The organism is Mucilaginibacter rubeus, assembly GCF_003286415.2.
GTDB classification, from domain to species: domain Bacteria; phylum Bacteroidota; class Bacteroidia; order Sphingobacteriales; family Sphingobacteriaceae; genus Mucilaginibacter; species Mucilaginibacter rubeus_A.
Genome location: NZ_CP043450.1, coordinates 3,965,397 through 3,989,037 on the forward strand (window position 1 = coordinate 3,965,397; position 23,641 = coordinate 3,989,037).

Sequence of the window (23,641 nt, forward strand, 5' to 3'; positions counted from 1 at the left end):
AGATGCAAACATTCATAAAAATGGGATCTGTAGCGCTGCTGTTTGCTGCAATCGCGCTCAGTAGTTGCAAAAAGATGTACGGCATTCCGGATGAAAAAGATTATCTGAGTTCGAATGTAAATTACAGCAATAAAGTTTTTGAACCGATTTTAGGCCGAACCACTTTAATGGGCGGGTTTAATGGCGATAATTCAACCCAGCCGCTAAAGTTTGAGATCATCAACGCGCGTTTTGGTGATGGCCGGCCGGTAACCGATCTTTTTCAAAAAAGGCCAACCTACGTATGGACAGCGCCCTACAACGGGCTTGAAAAGAGCCTGGCCGAAATAGAGGCAAAACGTAAACTGGAAGATCACCCCTTATTTGAAGTGCGCTCATCTGGCGAGTTCATCATGTGGGCCTCTTCCAGCAATGACCTGATCAAGCCGAGACCGTCTGACAGTACCAATTTCCCGCAGGATACGCGTTATTTCGACATAAAAATAACCAATACGGGCGGAAGCACCATAATTCGTGACCTGCAGGTACGGCCATTCCGCGAACGCCCTTATGAGCCTTCTGACGACTTTAACATTTATTCGGGCGGACCTGCGCCTCACCCGAAAACGCCATATAACCCGGCCAGCCGTAACTATATCAGGCCATTTTTAAATGGAGTAATTGGTGACGCAACTGACATTCCGCTGCAGAGTAATGACGATAAAAAAGATGTGGTGGTTTATATCCGTCCGTTTACCGGCGGTACCGGAAACTCGTTAAGGTTTAAATTTTTGAACAAGGATTCGGTAGAGATGAACCCGGCTTTGCTTAACGAAACAGCCTGGGACAAAATAGTACATGGCTTTAACATGCAAAAAACTGCCACCTATGTACAATATGATGTTGCCTATCCCATCCCTTTAGTGGAGGTATCAACTGCTTATGCCCCCGGCGGAACCAGGGACCATGCCGAATTCAAATATTCGCGAATTGGTTTTGGCGGCGGCCGCACAGTGGCAAGTTTCGGGATAGATTTCGCCATATATAAAAAAGGCGACTGGGAGATAGTGTTCCATTTTTTGAAGGACAATCCAAAGTTTAAAGACGAATAACCGATTTAAAACTTATCACGATGAGAAAACACATACTATTTTATATAGTGCTTGTTGTTTGCACAATCTTCTGCTGCACAGAGGTTGATGCACAGGCACAAAATATAACGGTTACCGGTACGGTGGTTGAAAAGGCAACCAATAAAATTTTGCCCGGCGTAAATATTTATATGGGCAGTAAAGGCTTAACGCAAACCGATTATAAAGGAAAGTTTACCATTAGCGTACCAGCTAACAGCACACTTACTTTCACCTTTGTTGGTTTTGTTACGGAAAAAGTAAAGCTTGAACCCGGACAAAAAAATATAACTGTAACGTTAACCGAGGATAAGAAAGGGCTTAATGAGGTAATCATTGTAGCCTACCAGAACAGGAATAAAGAATCAACCCCGGGTGCCTCTGTTACTATAACAGCCAAAGATATCCAGGACGTACCAACATCAAACGTTGAAAGCTTGCTGCAAGGTAAAGTAGCCGGCTTAAATATTCAAAATAATACCGGTGCACCAGGTTTCAGGGGCTCGGTTCAGGTACGTGGTTTATCAACCCTTAGTGTATCCGGCAGCGGCAGCGAATCATTCCTGCAACCTACATCTCCGCTGTATATTATTGATGGGGTACCGCTGGATGCGGATAAGGCGGCTGAGTTTGGTTTTCAAACGCAGGGGCCGGGTGTGAGTCCTTTATCATTGATACCGGTAGAGGATATCCAGAGCATACAGATCATGAAGGATGCCCAGGCCACCTCTATGTACGGGTCAAGAGGTGCTTATGGTGTAATCATCATCACCACCAAACGCGGAAACTCCAAAGTACCACGGGTACGTTATACCGGTAACTTCTTTGTTAACGCTACCCCACAACTACGTGCAACAATTGGAGGTAATGCCGAACGCAGGGCAAAAATCCAGCAAATATTATCAAACGCTACCGTTATTGATGAGCTTAGAAAATTAGGACAAACCGGCTTCCTGGCCGATAGTTTGAACGCCTATTGGAACAACTCAACAAACTGGCAGTCCATTTTTTATGGCACAACACATAACCAGAGCCACAACGTAGCCCTGGATGGTGGCAACGATCGCTTTAACTATAAAGTGAACATGGGCTACTATTCGGAAAAAGGGGTTATCAAAAACACCGGTTTCGACAGGTATAACCTGAACATGAACATGGAGTTTAAACCCAATGACAAATTCAGGTTCTTCGGCTCATTATTCGGCTCATTAGGAAGTCAGGCCAAGGGTAACGGTGTGGGCTTGCTACAACAGGGCGTGGCGCAAAATGGCCAGGCTTCTACCCTGCTGCCGCCTCCGTCCTTTTATCTTTCGCCCGATGGTGTAACATCGGCCCTGCAAACTCAAAACAGCAACAGCACAAGGAACATCCGTACCAATATTGATGGCCGTTATGAGTTTATTCGGGGGTTGGCGCTATCCTCAAGCATCAGTTACGATTATACATCGGATGCAGAATCAACATTTACACCGGCAGCTGCAAATGCCCAGTTTGCACAGATGTATGATTATGAGGGGCGCAACTTTACATTATACAACCGTAACGCGCTTACTTACGCTAAAACATTCAGCGCCGATCATACCATATTCATTAATACCTTTAATGAGATATATAAGCAAGGCGGCCAGAGCGGTATCATCCGCCAAAGCCGTATCCCAAATGATCAGTTACAGGGGCCGGTTGGGTCCGACTCCTATAATTCAAGAGGCGGTGGCGTATTATCAAACTTTAAAAATGCTACTATCGCGTCGTTTGCAGGTTCCTTTAACTACGATTATAAAAAGAAGTACGTACTGGAGCTATCTTACCGCTTGGATGGTACATCCTCAAACGGCCTGGAGAATCCGTATTCCAAAAACCCTGCAGCCGGTTTAAGGTGGAATTACTACAAGGAAAACTGGTTTAAAAACTGGGATTGGCTCACTTCAGGTGGGTTAAGATTAACCTGGGGCCAGAATATCGTGCCAACCGGCAGTTTGCAAAGTATCTATGGTTTGTACAACCTGAATGGCAATTTTAATAACAATCCAACTATCGGCATTAATTATGAGTTTGTACCTAATCCTGCGCTAAAGCCAACTACAACAACGCAATATAACCTTGGGTTTGACATGACGATTTTGCAAGGTAAGGTTGACCTGAGTTTTGATACTTATTACAAAAAGGTTGATAATTTATTGTTTGACAGGTTTTTACCTAATAGTACAGGCTTTCAGAAAAAATCAAGTAATGATGTATCCATTGCCGATTACGGGTATGAGCTGATGGTAACCGTAAGGCCGCTAACTGCTAAGGATTTTAACTGGACGGTATCATTTAATGGCGCCATTAATCGCGATTACCTGCTGAGGTTACCAGCCGAATACAACGGACAATACATCAAATTTGATTATAACAACTACCAGCACATTGTTTTCAGGGTGGGTAAAAATACCTTGTCTAACTATCTGCTGGTTAACCAGGGTGTTTATCCAACAGATGCTAATGTGCCTGTAGATCCGGTAACAGGTAAAAAATATCAAACCAATGGGCTTGCCTTCAAAGGCGGTGACCCGATTTTTAAAGACGTGAACGGCGACTATATCCTTGACGACCGGGATTATGAAATAACCGGCAACTCACAACCTTTAATTACGGGTGGTGTATCTACAAATATAAACTACAAGAATTTCGGATTAAATATTTATGCCAGTTATACAGCCAAGAGAACAATATTGAATAATGCACTGTCAGACAGGTTGTCAATCATGAAGGATCCTTATGCCCTACTGGCCGCGGTTCCATTGGATGACATGGACATTTGGCGAAAACCGGGTGACCATGCCAAGTATCCTAATCCCTATTCGTTTTCAAGGTTTAACCAGATAAGGCCGCTTCGCTCCGATCAGAGTTTATGGCAGGAAGAAGGGTCATACCTCAAGATCAACACGGTTACGCTATCCTACATGTTTGACCGGAAATTTGTACGGCGCTTTGGGTTTAACAACGTAAGGGTTTATTTCTCAACCAATAACCTGATCACATTTTCAGGATATAATGGTCCCAACCCCGAAAACGTAACCTCCCTGGGCCGCGATATATCAAGCGGATACCCGGTACCACGTACTTACAACTTAGGTTTAAATATTGAACTCAATACAAGTAAATAAAACTCAAGATCATGAAAAAAAGTGTTATATACATTTTAGCAGCGGCAGCAAGCTTGTGTTTACCATCCTGTAAAAAGTTTCTGAATGTACAACCCATTGATAAACTAACAGGGAATAACTTTTACCAATCGAAAGATGACGTTGTGGCCAATATTTATGATATGTCAAGAACATTTTTTGGCAAGATCAACGAAACACATTTTATTGGCGCAACCGGCGAATACCGTTCAGGAGAGGTTTTATATGAGCCCCAATCAGACCTGGGGCCGGCACGTGCATTTGTGGAGGTGCTGGGCAGGAACGACCTGCTTGGCCTTATCAACGGAAACCCGCCCTGGAATTTCTACAACTTCGGCCTTATTACCGACTGGACAGGCTATTACCAGGTGATACAGAGCGCCAATATCCTTATTTCAAAACTGGAAACCGGCATACCCGGCGTAAGTGCCACCGAGAAAAAGCAGTTTGAAGGTGAAGCCGCTTTTATACGCGGGCTTGCATACTTCTATATGGTGAGGCTTTATGGCGATGTACCTTATTACACAGACGCTTTCCATTCTACAGCCTTACCTCGTGAAAACATGGTATCTGTTTTAAATAAATGTATCGCCGATCTTAAAACCTATAAGGACGGCTTACCCTGGACCTACGCCGATCCGGCCTTAAAAGGTGTAAGGGCCAGCAGGGGCAGCGTCATCGCGCTCATCATGAACATGAACATGTGGAATGCCGGCTTTGATAAACCTAATGCAAACAAATACTACCAGGAAACCGCAGACCTGGGGCAGGAGCTTGTTAAGAGCAACGCTTACAGGCTACTACCGATAACTGAGTGGGCTACTGTTATCAAAGGACGATCTGACGAAAGCCTTTTTGAATTTTACCGCAGTATTAACTATGGCGATCAAAATACCAATGTTGCGCCGATTGGTGATATGTTTCTGCACTATCCTTACAAAAGGCCTGAGTACACACACCGTATAAGCTTTGCTTATTTCAGGGGGGAATATATGCAAAAACTATATCCAGGTTCCTCTGACAAGCGCGCTACTATATGGTTTAACTCCGATATATATGCTGATAACGGAAAATTTATGATGCTCAAATTTGCTCAGAATGCCTTTGCAACTGGCGAAGAGGACGCCAATCCCGATAACACTTTCATGATATTCAGGTATGCCGGTGAAATACTGCTATGCGCAGAAGCACTGGCCGAACTGGGACAGGATGACCAGGCCATCGCTATGCTGAATAAAGTAAGGGACAGGGCCGAAGCATCGCGCTATGCCGGAAGTGGCGGGCAGGACCTTAAAGACTTCATTTTCCTGGAAAGATCGCGCGAACTGATGGGCGAAGGGCACCATTACTTTGACCTGGTACGTACCCGCAGGATCATGAGCAGTGAGTGGTCATACAACGTATTGACGCTGGACAAGTTTAACCGTGGCGCCTGGACCTGGCCAATCAACAGTAACGCGCTTGCAAATAACCCATTTATGTCATTAAACATGTATTGGGTAAACGGAGGTAATTAACCTATTCTTAAAAAGTAATGATAAGAAATATGAAAAATATAATTATTGTTTTTGCCGGTTTTTTACTGGTACTCACCGGCTGTAAACGCGATGAGTATTATAAAGATGGCGGTAAAGCCCAGGCCAATTATCCTGCCGATATGCTTCAATATCTGCAAGATAAAGCGGTACCGTTTGATACCATCGCCCAGATCGTAAAACTGGCCGGAATGGAAGAAACATTCCGCAAAAGTGATTTTACCTTTTTTGCGCCGGATGATGACGTGATCAAAAGAACCATAGGCAATAACAAAACCGGCGGCTCTTTAAACTATTTTTTGTTTTATTCTGGTCGCGATACTGTGAAAAAGCTATCGGATATCGACTCAGCCATATGGAAAAAATACCTGCAACGGTATATGTTCAAAGGTATTAACCACCTTAAAGATTATCCGCAAATAGATTTTAACCTGCAAAATCAGTATCCGGGAGCCCTTTATTATTCTTACAGTGGCGATGTGGAGAACATTGGTGTACTATACGGCGACGCCAATAACATCAAATACATTGGCCCGCGCACGTTGGTTATCAGTTATATATACGACATCAACAATGCTCAAAACGCGGTTTTTCGAAATAATGTCTCCTCATCTGATATCAAACCCACAAATGGGATAGTGCATACCCTGCAGTATAATGCGGCTTACTTCGGATTTAACCAGGATGACTTTTATGAGGAAATATACTTCGCGGGCCTTCATCATTCTGAGTAAAACATTATTAACGACATTCTTTCAATGATAATAAATTGAATATGAGAAGATTTAACCATATCATGATGTTTATCCTGCTGGCGCTCACCATAGCGGCTTGCAAAAAGGATAAAACAGTTTATTCCGACCCCTATGGGGACGGAAAACCACCATTGGGCGTTACCCTCAGCCCCGACGCTGTACCTGCGCCGGCAGTTGGAACGGTGGGTACAGAGGTAACATTCAAAGCTACAGGCCTTGTCCCCTATAAAGACAAAATAAAGTTCATGTTTAACGGCGAACCCGGTCAGGTTACCGAAGTAACAGAATCAACCATTAAGGTAAAAGTGCCCCCGTTTGGCAGTACCGGTATTACGTCAATTGCCATTGATGATCAGTTAGTACTGGGGCCACTATTTAAGGTATCCGGGTTAATTAACATTGATCCTTCTTTCAGGGCAACTGCCGGCGCAAATAATACTGTAAACCAGGTGTACCCACTTGCCGACGGACGAAACCTGGTATTGGGTTGGTTTACCAATTACGATAATAAAGGGATTATCACTCCTCTCAACCGCATTGTAAGAACATCAGCTGATGGTGAGTTTGACCGTACTTTCCGGACAGGTAAAGCAGCAAACGGATCATTATCAAGGGTGATAGAACTTGGCGGAAAATATGTTATCGCAGGGGGCTTTAGCGGCTACAACCAGCGTACAGAAAACATCAGCAATATTACCACTTTAAATGTTGATGGTAGCATTGATACTATCGGCGTGAAAACCTATAGGCGTCCGTCGCAAACAGATACAACCAAATACTTTCCAAAGTTTAACGGCGGTACCAATGAGTACATATCTAAAATATATAAGCATCAGAACAAAATACTGGCAACCGGTAGTTTCAGATACTATGTAAACCGGGTTTATACCGAGCACAATCATGATTTCACCCGCGATACGGTGATCCTTGATAGTACAGAGATACGACAGATTGCCCGCTTTAACCTGGATGGTTCGCTGGACAAAACCTATCGTTTTAATATAGCAAGCAATAAAGGTCTGCCTTCGGCAAATGGCCCTGTTGACTCCTACATGCATACCGACGCCGATCAGCTGGAAAAATTGGTGTTATTTGGAAGCTTTACCACGTTTGATCAAGCACCGGCAGGCCGCTTGGTTCGCTTAAATGCAAATGGAAACATCGACGACTCATTTAAAACCGGAGCCGGCACAGATAATAGTATCTCATCGCTAACCTACAACACTGTAACCAAAAAATACCTGATAACAGGGATCTTCAGAACATACGATGGAAAACCGGCCATCAGCATGGCGCTGGTTAATCTTGACGGATCTCTTGACCAAAGCTTTGTGGCTAAAACATTTGAAGGAGGTTACCCCGGTTTTGCCCGCCAGCTCAACGATGGATTGATAGTGGTTAGCGGCAGCTTTAAAAAATATAACAATGTTACCCGCAATGGCTTTATGGTGTTGAATACCAAAGGTGAACTTGCCGGAAATTATAACACTACCGGCCCATTCTCAGGTAGCTTGTCTGATATCATTGAAACAAAATCCACTGATGGTAAACGGGCATTATTGCTGATCGGCAGCATATATCGCTTTGATAATACCCCGGTTAACAACATCATACGTGTAACCATCGAATAAATTTTATGAGAACCTATAATCTATAAGGAAATGCAGAACAGGAAAAAATATAAAGGAATCATTTTTTCAATTATTTGTGCATTGGCTGTTGCAACCATATCATGCAACAAGGATTTTGTACGTACCCTCCCCGATAAAAACTATACAGATACAGCCAAAGCAACATCTGGCGAACGCAAGGTGTTGTACCTGATTGTTGACGGAGCCAGGGGCTCATCCGTAAACAGCGCCAATGTTCCTAATATCAAAGCGCTACTCCCCTATTCAATTTATAGCTGGGTAGCCTTGAGCGATCCGGATTCGACCCGGGACGTGAGCAACTGGGCCAATATGCTAACCGGTGTAAAAAAAGAAAAACACAAGATCCTATCAGACGATTTTGCCGGAAACAACCTGGCAACTTATCCTGTGTTTTTTGAAAGGATAAAGGAAGAAAAGCCGAATGCCAAAATTGTATCCTTTTCTTCTTCGGCTATTTTTAAAAACAAGTTAACCCAGGGCGCTGCCATAAGCCAGCAATTTGACACCGACGAGCAAATCAAAACTGCCGTAGTTAATAGCCTGAATACCGATACAGCGCAATTGATACTTGGCCATTTCAATGATATCAAAGAAGCCGGCGCCAAATATGGATTTGACAACTCAGCATCGCAGTATAAAGCCTCTATTGAAAAGTTTGATGGTTATGTAGGTGAGATGATTGACGCCCTGAAAAAAAGGAAGAATTACGCCAATGAAGATTGGCTGGTAGTAATAGCATCAAGCGGTGGCGGAAAGTTTGCTATTCCGGCTAACCAGGATGACAATACCGTTTTCAGCAACACGGCCGTTAACACGTTTACCATTTATTACAATCCTAAATATAAACAAAGGATAATAGGTAAACCCTTTACCGGCAACAGGTATCTGGGGCGAACAGTGCGTTTAAGGGACACCGGGATCCGGGCCGAAATCGATACGGCTGATATTTTTAATCTTGATGACACTACCAAATTCACCATTGAACTGAAGGTTAAAAAGAATGAGGATAAATTCTTTTGGCCAAGCATTTTGGGTAAAAGGCCGGAATGGTCATCAGGGCACCCGGGCGTTGGCTGGGTAATTTATCTGGAAGATGCTTACTGGTATTTTGAATACCGTGGTACCAAGGATGGTGATTATCATCAATGTCGTGGCGCCGATTTGCAAAAAGGCAGATGGCAAAACTTATCTGTTAAATGCGAAATACGTGCAGGCAGACGATATATCAGGACCTATACCGATGGGGTTTTCAATAATGAACTGGACGTAACCGAGTCGGGAAGTTTTAGCAACCATAGCCCGCTAAAATTGGGGTATTTAAACGGCCAGGGACACGGTACTCCTGACGTGTATGTAACTGACATCAGGTTTTTCAAGATTGACGTGCCCGATGCCGTGATCGGAAATTATGCCTGCGAAACATCCATCAGCGAGGGCCACCCTTACTATACTTTTCTGGCGGCATACTGGCCGGGCACAGATGGCCAGGGTGACAAGATCAGGGATATAGGCCCGCAGGCCCGCGACTTCCAACTAAAGGGCAATTACCAATGGGAGGATTTCAATGATCTGATATGCCCGCCGCCGGCAGGAGCGCTCGCACAGTTTGTACCGCAAACAGCAGATATACCTGCACAAATAATCAACTGGTTCAGGATACCTAACAGGCAGGCCTGGGGGCTTGATGGCCGGGTTTGGCTTGATCAGTAAAAGTTAACCATTACAAACTAAATTATTTGATGATGAAAAAATACAGATATGTTTTGTTTATCGGATTAATTGTTCTGATAGCGGGAGCATGCAGGCAAAATAATCTTGATGAGCTTAAAGCAATTCAAAACACCGACAGGAATGTTTCCGGCGCTGGAGCCGATGCCAATGGTGTAGCTGCCGGCAATGAAATAGTTAAAGTGCCATTTAAAATATCCTTATCGGGCCCCGCAACTAAAGCGTTCCAGGTAGGTATAACGTTTAATAATGATACTGTTTCCAAACTGATAGCCAACGGTACGCTTAAAAATACGGCAATGCTGCCTGCCGGTGCAATTGATTACGACGGCGTGATCAATGTAGCATTCGGGGCAGATACCGCATCCTCGGTTGCCAGTGTCAGGTTATCGGCCATTGAAGCTAATTATGGAAAAAATGTAGCTTTTGCATTTAAATTGACAGATCCTGGCAAGGGCAACCAGATTAAAGGATCACAATCAAACATCCTGGTAGTACTTGATACCAAAACACTTATTAAAGAAAGCGATATTCATTACGTTTCGCTTTTAAATGGCGGTGGTATCTTGAATGTTGATTATCAAAAAAACTACACAACATCGCCGGCAGGTATCACCATTCCGTTAACTATAAACCTGGCAGGCGTGCCGGCAGGTGCATTTAATGTGAATGTGAAACTGAACATGGATACCATTGCCGATCTGGTAAGTAAAAAAGTACTCCCTGATAACACTATCGCGCTCAAGCCCGACCAGTATAACATTGATACGTTGATCCGGGTAAATTCCAATGCCAGCACGGCGGTGATACGCTTATCAATAGGATGGCCTGTTTTTGATGCCAACATAGCTGCCAATAAACGTTTTGGCTTTGTGGTGAGTCTGGTTAATCCGTCAAAACACATCCTGCATCCAACAAACAGCAAAATGATTGTCTTGGTACAGCCAGAGGTTAATCTCGACAATAATTCATACATCACCGGCAACGGTACAGGTTTAAAGGCGGAATACTTTTCGAATAATCAACAACTTGATTTTGATGGCAGAAAGCCTGATCTTGTACAAATAGAGCCCACTATTGATTGGCCTAACGACGGGGTTTGGCAAGCTGCGATACCAAGTATAAGTCATGATAATTTCTCAACCAGGTGGACCGGCGAGTTTCTTGCGCCCGTTCGGGGTGAATACGTGTTCTGGCAAAATGAATGGGACGACGGATCGAGGTTATACATAGACGGTAAGGCCATTATTAATGATTTCACTACCGAATGGGATAAGGACAGCCGTACAGCTAAAATATTCTTAGAACGCGGTAAACGTTATAAAATAGAAGCCGATCATCGTGAAAACGTGGGTGGCCAGCGTGCCCGTTTAACTTTTGAAGTACCATCGGCCGGCATCAATGGCAGAAGGATAGTACCGCAAAGCCAATTATTCCCAGCCCCTTAAGGCAGCTATGCTAATTGATCAATGAAAATTAAGGACATGAAAAAAATATTGCATATCATATCGGTATTTTCAACAGTAGCCCTGTTGTTTGCCGGATGTAAAAAAGATAAGCCCGCGCCACAACCCGAACCGGATGAGCCAAAACCTATTGTGGGTTTTACAGCCGTACGTACAGATAGTGTTGACTTTTTAAGTTATCAATTCACCAGTACGGCCGTCAATTACAAAGATATCCTGTGGCAATTTGGCGACGATAGCACATCGGCAGAAAAAGCCCCTAAACACAGGTATGCTTTTGACGGTTTATATCACGTAACGTTAACAGCCAGAAATTCGCAGGGATACTCGGCGGCACGGGAAATAATACTGAATGTTGCCGATCCTAATTTTGACCGCACCAAGGTTGGTGAGAGCTACTTTGCTACCATAGGCGGCACGTTTACTGTATCGCGCGATAACGGCGGTGGTCCAAACTCAAACGAGGGCTCGTTAAAAGTGGTTGACGGCGACCCAAATACCAAGTTTTTCCAATCGGGTTTCTCCGGCGATCTGGTGATGAAATATGAACTTAAAACTGCCGTTGTTGCAGGAGCCTATACCATGACATCGGCAAACGACTCTCCTGATCGCGACCCTAAAGGATGGGTGCTTCAGGGCTCGGAGGATGGTATACGCTGGATAAATCTGCACAGCAAAAACAACGAAGTTTTTGCCAATCGCTTTCAGCGGATCATATATCACTTTAACAATAACGTAGCCTATAAATTTTACAGGATAACCATTAAAACCAATAATGGCAGCCGCGATTTCCAAATGGCTGAGTGGACCGTTAACAAAAAGCAGCCGTAAGGGCTGCTTTTTGTTATAATAAATGGGATATTAGGTAATAAGTTTTCTTCAAATGCTGACGTGGAATGTGATCTTATCTAATCCATTAATCTTTTTATTAAACGCTACAGTCCCCAACCTTCTTCCCAATTATATTTTGCGATTTGTGGAAAGTGACATATTTCCTTAAAAAGATTGAAAACACCTGTTTCTGAGTTATCAAGTGGATGTTCTGCCATCAAGGTCACGTGGATTTGGCTATTAGCTTCGTTATTAACACTGAAATAGCCGAGACTTCGCATAAATTTCTCGTTGAAGGTACAACCACCATACATCGTTTTTGATAAAAACTCGCTATCTCCAAGGTATATCCCTGATTTATAATAACAATATGTCAAATACCAATCAAGTTCATTATCATTATGGTGCGAATTATTTGAGTTAAAATATAGATCAAGGACTCCCCTCGAACAACAGATTATTTTTTTACAAACTTCAGCATTGATTTTCAACCGGTTAATACTTGAAACAAGTAACAAGGCTTGCCCAACCTGATGCATTTTTTGTAAGTCATTCAGAAGAGTATCACCATTATAAAGAATGGCATTATCAGAGAACAGCAGTTCATCTATTTCATCAATCAATAATACCAAACACTCCTGAATACAGATGTACCGATAACGAGAGGAACTTGAATTTCTGGCACACAACCTTCTGTAAAAATAAAGCGCCTTACCTATTACACCATGGGCAAGCGAAGCATCCCCAGATTTAGCGTAGACAACCGACCTATATAATTCGTCATCCATATCTTCTAAAATTTCATCCGTATTGGCATCGATGAATTTATTCTGAACCAACCATTCTATCGCCCATCCGATACCTGAAAGTCCGTTTTGAAAGTTAAACTCTTTTATATTCTGAATATTCTCACTCAGTTCATCCAATAACTGTTTTCCCTTAGTAAGGGAAACTTGGTCACCAGAGGCGGCATGAAGCATATAATATAACATGGCAAGACCAGTTTTTCCATTATATAAACTGTAATCATTAGCACAATTTTGTTCAAATCCGCTTAGGTAAGTTTTAAAATTGTCGATATTATTCATTTGCTTAATTTAACTTTGGGATTCCCCCACGACCATGTCCCGACATAGATTCGCAACTCTTCTTTGGTAAATGAACATATCTTCAGATATTCTTCCATCAATGTACATCTTACCTCCATAGATTGATATCTACTGTTAATTCCGCGTGAGTGTGATAGATGATATAAATTACCGCTGATACGTTTTACCCGATAACCTAATATCGTCAACCGTTTTACGCGCTCTATATCTTCCGGCCCCCACGAGTCGATAAGCTCATTATCAATTCCCGCTTCCTGATAATCCAACTTGTTAAGAAATATACATCCCCCGTAAGACCTTCTGGCAATAAAATTTAATTTCTGTTGGTTCTCCTCAAATAAATTGGTATCCAGTAGTTTGATGAACATCGCTTTTAGTAAGCTGTCCACATTAACGAAGTTGCCATCATAAGGAAAAACTGCGGAAAATTCATTTTCCCTTAAAATTCGGACTGCTTCTATTATTTGAGCAACAGGCAAAATAATATCTGCGTCATATAAAGCAATGTATGGTGTGTCAGCATTTAAAATCATCAGGTTGTTATACTTTGTATGATAAAGCTGAGGGGAATCATCTTCGATAAAGAAGTATTTTACCTGTGGCGGAAGTTTTGTAACGTCAATTTTAGAAGTTTGGTCAATTTCTGTTAAAATAATATTGGATTTTAAATTAATGGCAAGGTACCTCGTTACAGCATAAACATTTTCAAGCCTATCATCTGAGTCAATCCGCACCGGAATTAAAAATGAAACATCATGTAAATCAATTTTTTTGGTCTCTTGCGATGCCATATATCCATCGATCATATCTCTTACATATCTTCCGCATATTTCAGGGTCTAAACCCGATAAGTCGGCATGAAAAGGAGAATAATTAATATAGTCAGTCTTCCTGAATAATTTTGGATCATCCTTTCCAATGGTTCCGGTGTAATGCAGGATTTTGCATCTCTCCAACTGTTCAATAGGACTATCAGCCCAAGCGAAATCAAGCTCGGGATGGATTTGAAATTCGCGGTTATAAAATATCGCATTCCACCAAATCACCCACATATCGGTGCACCAGGCTTGTATTTGATTCAATCTGCCTTGATTGCAAAAACCCAACCCATTATTATACTGGATTAAATAATCATACATGCGGTCACAGTCACTTTGAACTTTCAACCAAAATTCAGCATCGGTTCTTTTGAGCAGGTATTGTGCTCCCCCGGCGTGTTTATCATTTTTTTCAACATCCTGAACAGCAACTCCGACAATACGGCACATTTCCGTTAAAACAAGCGCCCCGGCCTTTTTAGTTATATAACTACAATCCAGATAAGAGCGGGTATCCGAGGCATACCAGATTCCCCCTTTGTTTAACAATGTAAAGTCAGGGAGTTTTTTAAAACAGATATCAGAATCATGATAAAATATTGAGTCATACTGGAGTTCCGGGAATGCGGCAAGATGTTTGGCAATAATATGTGGCCTGATGGAAGATAAGTAGGTTTTTTTTATCCTTGTGTCAGGGTAGGCATGTACGTTTACGTCAGTGTTATCTTCTATAAAATTAAGAAAATCCTGTTGCAGTCCTTTCATTGGATCATACCCTACAAGAATATGCACCTTTTTCAAATCGATGTCGTGCAATTTGAAATTATAAAGCTGCAGTTGCAGTTGCCATAAGAAATAATGATCGTCAGGTTGTGCTGAAAGAAAAATCATAGAAATTAGTTGCCGTTGATGATTTTTGAGATATTCCTCACCAGTCTCTGTAAAATGGTGGCATCTTGAGTGATGATTTCCGCGTCAGCTTTCATACCTTGTTTTAGATGAACAGGTCTTTTTACCGAAGACATTCTGATATTAAAATCTACCTTTGAAATAAAAATGCTGTCTTTAAAAGGAACATCTGCGATATATTCTATTTTTCCTTTTACTACTCCATATTCTTCAAAAGGATAACTTTTTAACTTAATTAAAACCTGCTGTCCAACCTTTACTTTACCAAGATTATACTGAGGAATGGGCATTACGCCAAAAAAGTTCTCATTACCCGGATTGATGTAAAAAACTTCCTGACCGGGTGTCAGCACTTGATTTTCCTGGATAATACCAGCATAGGTTAGCTTTCCCTTTTGTAAGGCCATCAAAACATATTTACTTTTCCAGTCCTCCGTCTGGCTGATCAGGCTATTGAGCGATTGAAAAAACTTCGCCTTTTCTTCAGCTATTTGATTTTCCAGCTCCAATATTTCCTTTTGCTTAGCTAAGTAATCTGTATTGGCTGCAACCAATGCTGACTCCATTTGAACAAGAGGCGATTTCTTTGCCAAATACTTACTTTCCTGCTGTCGTAATTCAGCAGAAGTTTCAACCTTTTCACTGGCCAGCTTTTGATGTATGGAATACTCATCCTCAGCGAGTTTGAAATCCCTTTGCCGGATGACCTTTTCAGAATTCAATTGTTTTTGTTGCTTTTCAATATCTAAAAGATCTTTCCCCAAATACATCTTTTTTTTGACATAGAAACCTTCTTCTATTGATGATTTGTACGATAAATAATCCCGAAAAAAAACCTGATAAGATTGTTGAAGTTCACCAAAATGAGCCCTGTCGGCATCAAAAAAAAAGCTATTTCCCAGTAATAAACCTAACTGTAGTTTTTTTTGAATGTCTTTAAGATTTTGTAGCAATGTCATTACCTCCTTATGATCAGCCGTGCTTTCCATATATGCGAGAGGCTGACCAACAGATACCATTTCATTGTCTTTCACCAGCAGCTTTACTAATTTTCCGGAAACTTTTGACACAACCGGTTCCGGCGAATTTGGGGAATCCACCTTTAAAGAAGTTCTGATAATATCCGGATAACGAATTAGGGCGGAGAGGCAGAGGATCATGATCAAAATGGCGAAAAACAGTGTTAAACCCCAACGAAGTATCCACGCCGGCTGCGCGGTAATAATATCCTGTATATCATCGCTATGATGGTGGTGCTGACCATTTTGTGAGACTTTTAAAAATGTCATTTTACTTTTCAGGCGATTTAATTCAACGTGATATATTTCATGGAAGCTATTTCCAAAACCAGGGATTTTCCGTATAAAAAAATTATTCTTGATACAGACTTCGTTCTTTTTTATGTTCCCAATTCCAACTGATTTTTAACGAGCTTATAATAGTCTCCTTTGAGGCGTGTCAATTCCTGATGACTCCCCTGCTCTATGATGCGCCCCCGGTCAAGCACAATGATATTATCCGCATTGCTTACTGTACTTAGGCGATGTGCTACAATTACTACCGTTCTGCCTGCAAAAAACTCAAGTAGATTATCCATGATGATCTTTTCATTATTGGCATCTAAAGAATTAGTCGCTTCATCGAAAAAAATATACTCCGGGTTCTTATAAACAGCCCGCGCAATTAATATGCGTTGTCGCTGCCCCTGGCTAATCCCATTACCTTCCGCGCCTATTTTAGTTTTGAGGCCCATTGGCAACTTGTCAATAAAATCCTGGATATTGGCAACTTTAATAGCATGCCTTAGCTTGGCTTTATCGGGATAGTCATCCCCAACCGCAATATTTCTCTCGATATTGTCTGAAAATATAAAGCCATCCTGCATAACAACACCACATTGCCTTCGCCAACTTTTAAAGCTTATACTGTCAATCAATTGTTCACCAACCCGTATTTCTCCTTTTTGTGGCTCGTAAAACCGGAGCAATAACTTTAAAATTGTGGTTTTACCGCTTCCACTCGTTCCTACAATGGCAGTTGTCTTACCCTGTGGTATATAAAGATTGATATTTTCCAATACAGCTTCGTTACCTGTACCCGGATATTTAAACGTCAGTTTATTGAGCAACAGGCTCCTGTTTTGAGGCAGAACATGGCTCCACTCTTTGTGAACAGCTTCTTCATCAGGCATTTGATGTATTTCATTCAACCGTTCCAGGCTAATCTTAGCATCCTGAAATCCTTGAATAAAACCAAGCAGCTGATCAATAGGACTGCTTAACTGGCCAACAATAAATTGTACGGCCACCATTGCGCCTAATGTTAAACTACCCTGAATTACCGCCTGTGCACTTAAAAAGGTTATAAATATATTTTTACCTTCATTGATGAAAGTGGCACCTCCCTGCTGATATTGATTAAGTGCCAACGTTTTTACGTTGAATTTAAACAAACGCGCTTGCGTATGCTCCCACTCCCAGCGCTTTTGCTGCTCACAATTATTAAGCTTTATTTCCTGCATACCACCAATAAGCTGCACAATGCTATTCTGATTCTGTGCCGAAACATCAAAACTTTTATAATTAAGCAATCGCCGTCTTTTCAGGAAAAGAATTATCCATACAATATACAATGTACTGCTTGCAGCGAATACAAAAAACACCCCAGCATTGTAATAAGCCAATACTATAGAAAACACCGTCAAATTGACCAAGGAAAACATCGTGGTAAGTGTTGAGCCGGTCAAAAAACTTTCAATCCGCTTCTGATCACTCATACGCTGCATAATATCACCCGTCATCTTGGTATCAAAAAAGCTCATGGGCAATTTCATCAGCTTTATCAAAAAATCGGTTAGAATCGATATGTTTATCCGGGTACTAATGTGTAATAGTATCCATGACCGGATAAACTCCACGCTCACACGCCCTACGATTAAGGTTATCTGAGCGATAAGAATAATATTAATAAAATTGAGATTTCGGGTATTGATACCGATGTCAACTACCGACTGCGTCAAAAATGGAGTGATCAACTGTAACAAGCTACCTATGGTAAGCCCTAATAATAACTGGACAAGCAATTTACGGTAGATAATAATATATTTAAATAGAAATGACCATCGTATTGTAGTGTTATTTTCTTCGTCTTGCTCGTAAAACTGCGGTGTTGGCGTCAGCAACAACGCGATGCCCTCGCCAGCCTCTTTATCCCCCAGCCAATTAAGGACAAATTCCTTTTCATTGAGGGTTACCAGGCCACTTCCCGGATCTGCTATATAATACCTATGCTTTTTAAATTTATAAAGCACAACAAAGTGATTTTGCCGCCAGTGTAAAATACAGGGCATGGAAGCATCCTGTAGCAATTCGGTATTTAATTTAACACCTAAGGTTCGGAAGCCTATTTTTTCAGCTCCATCACTTATTCCTAAAAGCGATACCCCTTCCTTATTGATTTCGCAAAGCTTTCTCAGCGTTTCTAACTTAAAGTTACGCCCATAATACCTTGTTATCATACGAAGGCATGTGGGCCCACAATCCATTTGCTCAAGTTGTTTATAAAAGGGAAATGGCATTTAAAGAATTATTATTTAATTAATGATTGAAAAGCCTTTTCCAGCAAGCCGATCAACAAGCTACAATTAAACCGGGAAAGCATCTGTGACGATGCTTATGTGGTAGCCGGTTCTATCTGCTCCTCATCAGGCAACGTGTCGTCAGTTAGAGGTAGAGATACTATAAAAGTATCTCTACGGTCAACTCTATTTAAAGAGACTACATACAAGAATAACCAAACGCATTGTTTGGATCAGGTAGACACCTGCCACTACCGCAACAATTTGTCTGTTCAGTTACCTGGCTGCAGCCCGATCCTCTCGGAAGGCAATCCGGACCGGTAGCACCGCCGATAACACCTACTAAAACATTTTTTAATTGTGCTCTCGTCATCATTTCATTAGCGCCAAGTTCGATCGCCTTTAATTTTAGTTTTTTCATTGTAAAGAAGATTTTAGAGAAATAAATTTTGTCCCCTTTGTTAGCCTGGGAACATTCGAGGCTATCATTCCCCTGCTATTACTCGAGTTTAAACAGAAAAAAAATACTTTAAATCATTTACTCTGTAGGTTTCCGGTAACTGGTAATAAACCGGAGGTTGGTCATCATCATTATTCATGGCGACAAAGAAAGTTGGTGTAAATTCTATATCTACCTTATCACACCATTCTTGCATGGCGCCTATTTTAGCACTTTGCTTTTTCAATTCTCCATTCATCGGATATTTGGCAGCAAATAAATTGTAGTCCCTTTTTTCTGACAGATACCAATCGTCTAAGGCTTGTTTTGTTAGCATTTCATCGCCTGATTGGGCAATAGCCAATAAATGTTTAACCGGAGGAGCCAAAGTATCATCTTCATCGTTCGTGGCCGTAAAAACAATTTGCACCTGTATATCCGGATTATTGTTCAGCAATTCTTCTATCGGTACATGCGCTTTAGCACATGGCCCACAGTATGGATTACATACTTTAATAATCCTATGTGTGGCGTTTGGGTTCCCAAGGGTTAGCCCTAAACCAACAGCATCATGATCTATTTTTTTTTGCTTTACAAGCAATGCTTCAAATACTTGTGCATTATGTTTTAAACGCTGCAATTCTGTATTTACAATCTTATTATCCTTCACTTTACTCAAGGCTGTCAATAATGCATTGGACACGATAAAAGGAATGAGAAATGCTAATGAGGATTGTACGAATAACTGTGGGGTGATATCGGCTACATTCAACAGTGTATACCATCTCCCGTTCAAAGAAATTAATAATTGGCACAATAATGCAAATTGTACAGCTAAACATAATATGCACCATTGCCGGGCTATACGCCATTGATAATAAACAGAATAAAATACATAGGGAACGGCCAGGACATTTAGCCAGGAACATATAAACAAGGATTTACTGTTGGCAACGCCCTCGAATGCCAATAAAAGTAACAACCCTGTGAAATAGCTGAATCCCAGCACACTCCATTTTATACCGGCAATCTTAGCCGCTTTCGATTGTAATATCGCATCACAGTTCACCTTTTTCCCACCTTTACATATTTGTTTCAGCAAAGGGTTGTGCCTATCAACTTCATAACCAAGCAGCAAAACCCCCACGATGCTTCCGATAAGTGTAAACCCGTAAAAAGCCAATGGCAATACGGCATTAACGCCACTATCCAGGTAAGCAAAAATGGAGACAGCCAGTATCAATAGAGGAATGGAAAAAATAGAAAAGTATTGTCCCCAACGTTTCCGTTTTTCTTCTCTCAATTTTTCATTATAGTCTTTCTCCCCAGCGTCGTCCCCAGCCTCAGTAAGTAATACTATCCCGGTCCATTTCTTCAAAAAAACAGATAATGGTTTGCAAGTCCATTCATCATTTCCATGGTCAAAAAAATAAACTGAATCGCCGTCTATTTTTTTCACAACGGTCGAATAATATTCACGCGATTTTTCGCCTCTTATCTGGGCTATAAATGGCAGTGGAATCTTTGTAAATTTGTCCTGCCCCAGCGTGAGGGCTAAATTTTGTACATTATATGAATTAAGTACATCACTAATGCTTAACAAACTTGGGTAATCAGGATGTTCTTCTATCTCCTTTTCCAGTGTTGTTCGGGATATTTTAACATTCAAGATATCTAATAACAAACATGTGACGCGAAGAGGGTTGGATACCGACTGGAATAAAGGCAGCATGATTTATGAATTCTAAGGTTTAGTATTATTATTAACTATATCCTGCGCCCCAGCAAAACTACCGGGTGACAACTTTAACTAAAAGTATATCCTACTGCTTTAATAATTAATAATCGAATCTATTTACTTTAAAATACATAACCTATAGTTTTTATTACACAAACGTTTGCTCGTATAAATACAACCAATATAAATTAAAATAATATTAACTATCAATAAGTTAAATAAAAAAACACATTACAAAATAACAAACAAACCAGTATTATAGTCTTTTTTTTCAGTTAATACTAAACACAAACGATAAAACCCATCATAAAAAAAACACAAACAACTAATTATCAAATAAATAAATTAAAAAACACAACACAAACGTTTGCGCATTATTATATATATTCAAAGTCATAATACTTTGCAAAAGGGTTAACAAACTATTTTGAAGAAATATAGTCAGACAGATGATTTCTATTAGTAGTATAGACTTTGACTCAAGCTATAAAGCCCTTAATAAAATCGATAAGAATCAAATTGAGTAGTCCTGAAATAGGTTGACTATTTCAGGACCACTCAATTTATTCCACTTTAAACGCGCAAATTTTTCAGATCACAGATACCGATTTAATCATGCAAATTTCTTTTCCGCAGGTATTGCAGTAATTCCCTTGGCCTGTCAGTTTGTATGATGGTAGCTCCATGTGCAATAATCCAATCCCAACTGCCTTTGGTATTCCCGAGATCAACTGCGGTATCGTCATCATGTCCCGCATTAAGACTCGCCCACAACGAATTGATCCAGATGCGTGCACCATTTCGATTAATGAACTGGTTGCTTTTAAGGATAACCGAAGTATCCTTGCCAAAATTCAATTCAAACGCTACCGGCTTAATATGCCGCTGGTAATTTTCGATGGATTGTTTTGCGCCAGGCTTATCCAGATCAATCACGGCCATAAACGTAATGCTATCAATAATTGCAGGATATTGCTTCCTAACCGTTTCGTAGGGCTCTGTTGTTTTAAAAATTGCCTGATTTAAGGTACCAGTAGCTTTTAAAACCTCGTAAGCCTCATTATAATATGGATAGCTTTTATCAAGGTTTACTAAAACTTTGCCTTTAATCAACTCCATCACTTCCTGTAGGGTGGGGATGGTATTTACGGTAACTCTCCCGAGACCATTTTTCAGGTGAAATTTCTTCAGCTCGGCTAAAGTGTAATCGCCAGGGCTTCCCTTACCATCGGTTGTACGATCGATAGTTGGATCATGCATGATAACCACTACCCCATCTTTTGTTTTGTTCAAATCCAGTTCAATAATATCTACACCTATGGCCATAGCATACTTAAATGCCAACAGGGAATTTTCCGGGGCATCCCGCCAATCGCCACGATGAGCGGCTACCATGATATGCTTATCAAGCGGCTGATGTAATTGTTTTATCAAACTATCGGCCTTCGTAGTTTGGGCATAGCCGTTTGTGCAATACAATAATATCGCCGAAACAATAATTGCAACAGCTCTTATATTTTTTAAATACATGTTATATTTTTTGATGTGTTAAATAAGGACCAAATACTTGTTTCACTTTAATTACAGGGCTTTTATCATCAAGGATGAAAACGGAATATGATTCGCCTCCTTTTAAAACACGGATGAGCACATGCCCTTCAAAGCTTTTAAATCCTTTGGCAATCCAAAAACCCAGGTAAGTTTTAGCTTCAGGCTGCATATAGGTATCAAACACATTTATATTATCTCCCGAGCTTGTTTTTTCCATCAACCTAAATGCAACCTCCTGTCCCGGCTGATCCGAGCACCAGCTTTGTTCAACAGCAACTTTTGGGGCGAGCGCTTTTAAAAATACATCGTTTGTGGCATCGCGGTTACCATGATGATTTAGCGTGAGCACATCTACCTTGCCAATTACTTTTGCAATAGGCGTTTCAACATCTCGCCGGCCGGGATAATTACTGCCTTCATACCCGGTATTGTCGCCACCTGCATAGTAAGTAAAAGGGCCGTAACTTATTTTAACAGCGTTGCTGAGCGGGTTTTCATTAAACTTACCATTTTCCAATAACTGTCCCGTTGTAAAGCAAGTGCTTGTCCCCTCTCCCTTTCCAGACCAGATCATGGCGTTTGATTTGATATTGCGTATTTCAAAGCGTGGATACAACTCCGGATGGGTCAACAATACAACCTGGCTTGCGCTGCCTGCCTTTAATGCCGCATATCTCATCCCGTTATTGGTTGATTGATATTTCACAAAGGCCAGATAATTGTTGAAAGTGGCATTATTGCGATAATAAGTTAAAAGATCAACGGGGTAAGTGTAGCCCCTGTCAAGCATATTTTTGATAGGAATAATATTGCCCACATCTGTCAATCCGGACAACTGGTAAGCTTCATTAGCCGCCATTGGACTGTTTTTTTCGATATTACCATAATGATCTCCGTGAAAATGCGTGATCAGTGCATAATCGATAGCAGCCTTTCTCCCTTCTGGCATCACCTGTTTGATATAGGCGGCAATCCATTGCCCCGGCCTTAATGAGCTATCCGGTAATGCGGGTGGCACTTTCAAAGGATCATTTGTGCTCTCAAATTCCTGGGCATTCATGTCCCCCGCATCAATGAGCATAGTTGTGCCATCCGGAAAAATCAGGAAACTTGAATTCCCACGGCCGGTATTAATAAAGTGGATATCCATTTGTCCTTCCTGCCAGGCGGGTAAATGCTCATTTACGTTTTTTTCCTGTGCATAGCCTCTCATCATAAAAAGCACAGCAAGAAGTACTAAAACCAATTTCTTCATAT

At 41.2% G+C, this 23,641-nt stretch carries 16 protein-coding genes; 8 read left to right on the forward strand and 8 right to left on the reverse strand.

Features of this window, described 5'->3' with window-relative positions; genetic code table 11:
- Nucleotides 1-2: 2 nt before the first annotated feature.
- Genes DEO27_RS15540 through DEO27_RS15575 form a run of 8 tightly spaced genes read left to right on the forward strand, consistent with a single transcriptional unit; the run spans nucleotide 3 to nucleotide 12,243 of the window.
- Nucleotides 3-1,091: a DUF5007 domain-containing protein gene (locus DEO27_RS15540; protein WP_223817955.1), complete on the forward strand. Its 1,089-nt coding sequence runs from the start codon at nucleotides 3-5 to the stop codon at nucleotides 1,089-1,091.
- Between the two features lie 20 nt (nucleotides 1,092-1,111).
- The gene (locus DEO27_RS15545; protein ID WP_112573916.1) at nucleotides 1,112-4,258 is read left to right on the forward strand and encodes a SusC/RagA family TonB-linked outer membrane protein; all 3,147 of its coding nucleotides are present in this window, start codon (nucleotides 1,112-1,114) and stop codon (nucleotides 4,256-4,258) included.
- A gap of 11 nt (nucleotides 4,259-4,269) precedes the next feature.
- The gene (locus DEO27_RS15550) at nucleotides 4,270-5,793 is read left to right on the forward strand and encodes a RagB/SusD family nutrient uptake outer membrane protein (protein ID WP_112573917.1); all 1,524 of its coding nucleotides are present in this window, start codon (nucleotides 4,270-4,272) and stop codon (nucleotides 5,791-5,793) included.
- A 29-nt stretch (nucleotides 5,794-5,822) separates the two neighbouring features.
- Nucleotides 5,823-6,545, forward strand: coding sequence for a fasciclin domain-containing protein (locus tag DEO27_RS15555; RefSeq protein WP_190295104.1), 723 nt, complete (start codon nucleotides 5,823-5,825; stop codon nucleotides 6,543-6,545).
- 41 nt (nucleotides 6,546-6,586) lie between these two features.
- Nucleotides 6,587-8,197: a DUF5008 domain-containing protein gene (locus DEO27_RS15560; RefSeq protein ID WP_112573919.1), complete on the forward strand. Its 1,611-nt coding sequence runs from the start codon at nucleotides 6,587-6,589 to the stop codon at nucleotides 8,195-8,197.
- Between the two features lie 30 nt (nucleotides 8,198-8,227).
- Nucleotides 8,228-9,928 (forward strand): alkaline phosphatase family protein, encoded by a 1,701-nt coding sequence (locus DEO27_RS15565; protein WP_112573920.1) that lies wholly within the window; start codon nucleotides 8,228-8,230, stop codon nucleotides 9,926-9,928.
- A 32-nt stretch (nucleotides 9,929-9,960) separates the two neighbouring features.
- Nucleotides 9,961-11,394, forward strand: coding sequence for a PA14 domain-containing protein (locus DEO27_RS15570; protein ID WP_223817956.1), 1,434 nt, complete (start codon nucleotides 9,961-9,963; stop codon nucleotides 11,392-11,394).
- 36 nt (nucleotides 11,395-11,430) lie between these two features.
- Nucleotides 11,431-12,243, forward strand: a complete 813-nt coding sequence (locus DEO27_RS15575; protein ID WP_190295105.1) for a PKD domain-containing protein — start codon at nucleotides 11,431-11,433, stop codon at nucleotides 12,241-12,243.
- A gap of 104 nt (nucleotides 12,244-12,347) precedes the next feature.
- Here DEO27_RS15575 and DEO27_RS15580 read toward each other — a convergent pair whose 3' ends face one another.
- The 8 genes from DEO27_RS15580 to DEO27_RS15615 form a co-directional block, all read right to left on the reverse strand.
- Nucleotides 12,348-13,331, reverse strand: a complete 984-nt coding sequence (locus tag DEO27_RS15580) for a lanthionine synthetase LanC family protein (protein ID WP_112573923.1) — start codon at nucleotides 13,329-13,331, stop codon at nucleotides 12,348-12,350.
- Nucleotides 13,328-15,061 carry a galactosyltransferase-related protein gene (locus DEO27_RS15585; RefSeq protein ID WP_112573924.1) on the reverse strand — a complete coding sequence of 578 codons (1,734 nt, stop codon included), beginning with the start codon at nucleotides 15,059-15,061 and terminating at the stop codon, nucleotides 13,328-13,330. Before DEO27_RS15585 ends, DEO27_RS15580 begins: the two co-directional genes overlap by 4 nt.
- Before the next feature lie 5 nt (nucleotides 15,062-15,066).
- Nucleotides 15,067-16,368 carry an HlyD family secretion protein gene (locus tag DEO27_RS15590; protein WP_112573925.1) on the reverse strand — a complete coding sequence of 434 codons (1,302 nt, stop codon included), beginning with the start codon at nucleotides 16,366-16,368 and terminating at the stop codon, nucleotides 15,067-15,069.
- Between the two features lie 110 nt (nucleotides 16,369-16,478).
- Nucleotides 16,479-18,596 (reverse strand): peptidase domain-containing ABC transporter, encoded by a 2,118-nt coding sequence (locus DEO27_RS15595; RefSeq protein WP_262714143.1) that lies wholly within the window; start codon nucleotides 18,594-18,596, stop codon nucleotides 16,479-16,481.
- 259 nt (nucleotides 18,597-18,855) lie between these two features.
- The gene (locus DEO27_RS15600; RefSeq protein WP_112573927.1) at nucleotides 18,856-19,077 is read right to left on the reverse strand and encodes a hypothetical protein; all 222 of its coding nucleotides are present in this window, start codon (nucleotides 19,075-19,077) and stop codon (nucleotides 18,856-18,858) included.
- Nucleotides 19,078-19,165: 88 nt separating this feature from the next.
- Nucleotides 19,166-20,827 (reverse strand): vitamin K epoxide reductase family protein, encoded by a 1,662-nt coding sequence (locus DEO27_RS15605; RefSeq protein ID WP_112573928.1) that lies wholly within the window; start codon nucleotides 20,825-20,827, stop codon nucleotides 19,166-19,168.
- Nucleotides 20,828-21,442: 615 nt separating this feature from the next.
- Nucleotides 21,443-22,363 carry a glycerophosphodiester phosphodiesterase family protein gene (locus DEO27_RS15610; protein WP_112573929.1) on the reverse strand — a complete coding sequence of 307 codons (921 nt, stop codon included), beginning with the start codon at nucleotides 22,361-22,363 and terminating at the stop codon, nucleotides 21,443-21,445.
- Nucleotide 22,364: 1 nt separating this feature from the next.
- Entirely contained in the window at nucleotides 22,365-23,639 is a 1,275-nt protein-coding gene (locus tag DEO27_RS15615) for a ComEC/Rec2 family competence protein (RefSeq protein WP_112573930.1), read from the reverse strand.
- Between the last annotated feature and the right edge of the window lie 2 nt (nucleotides 23,640-23,641).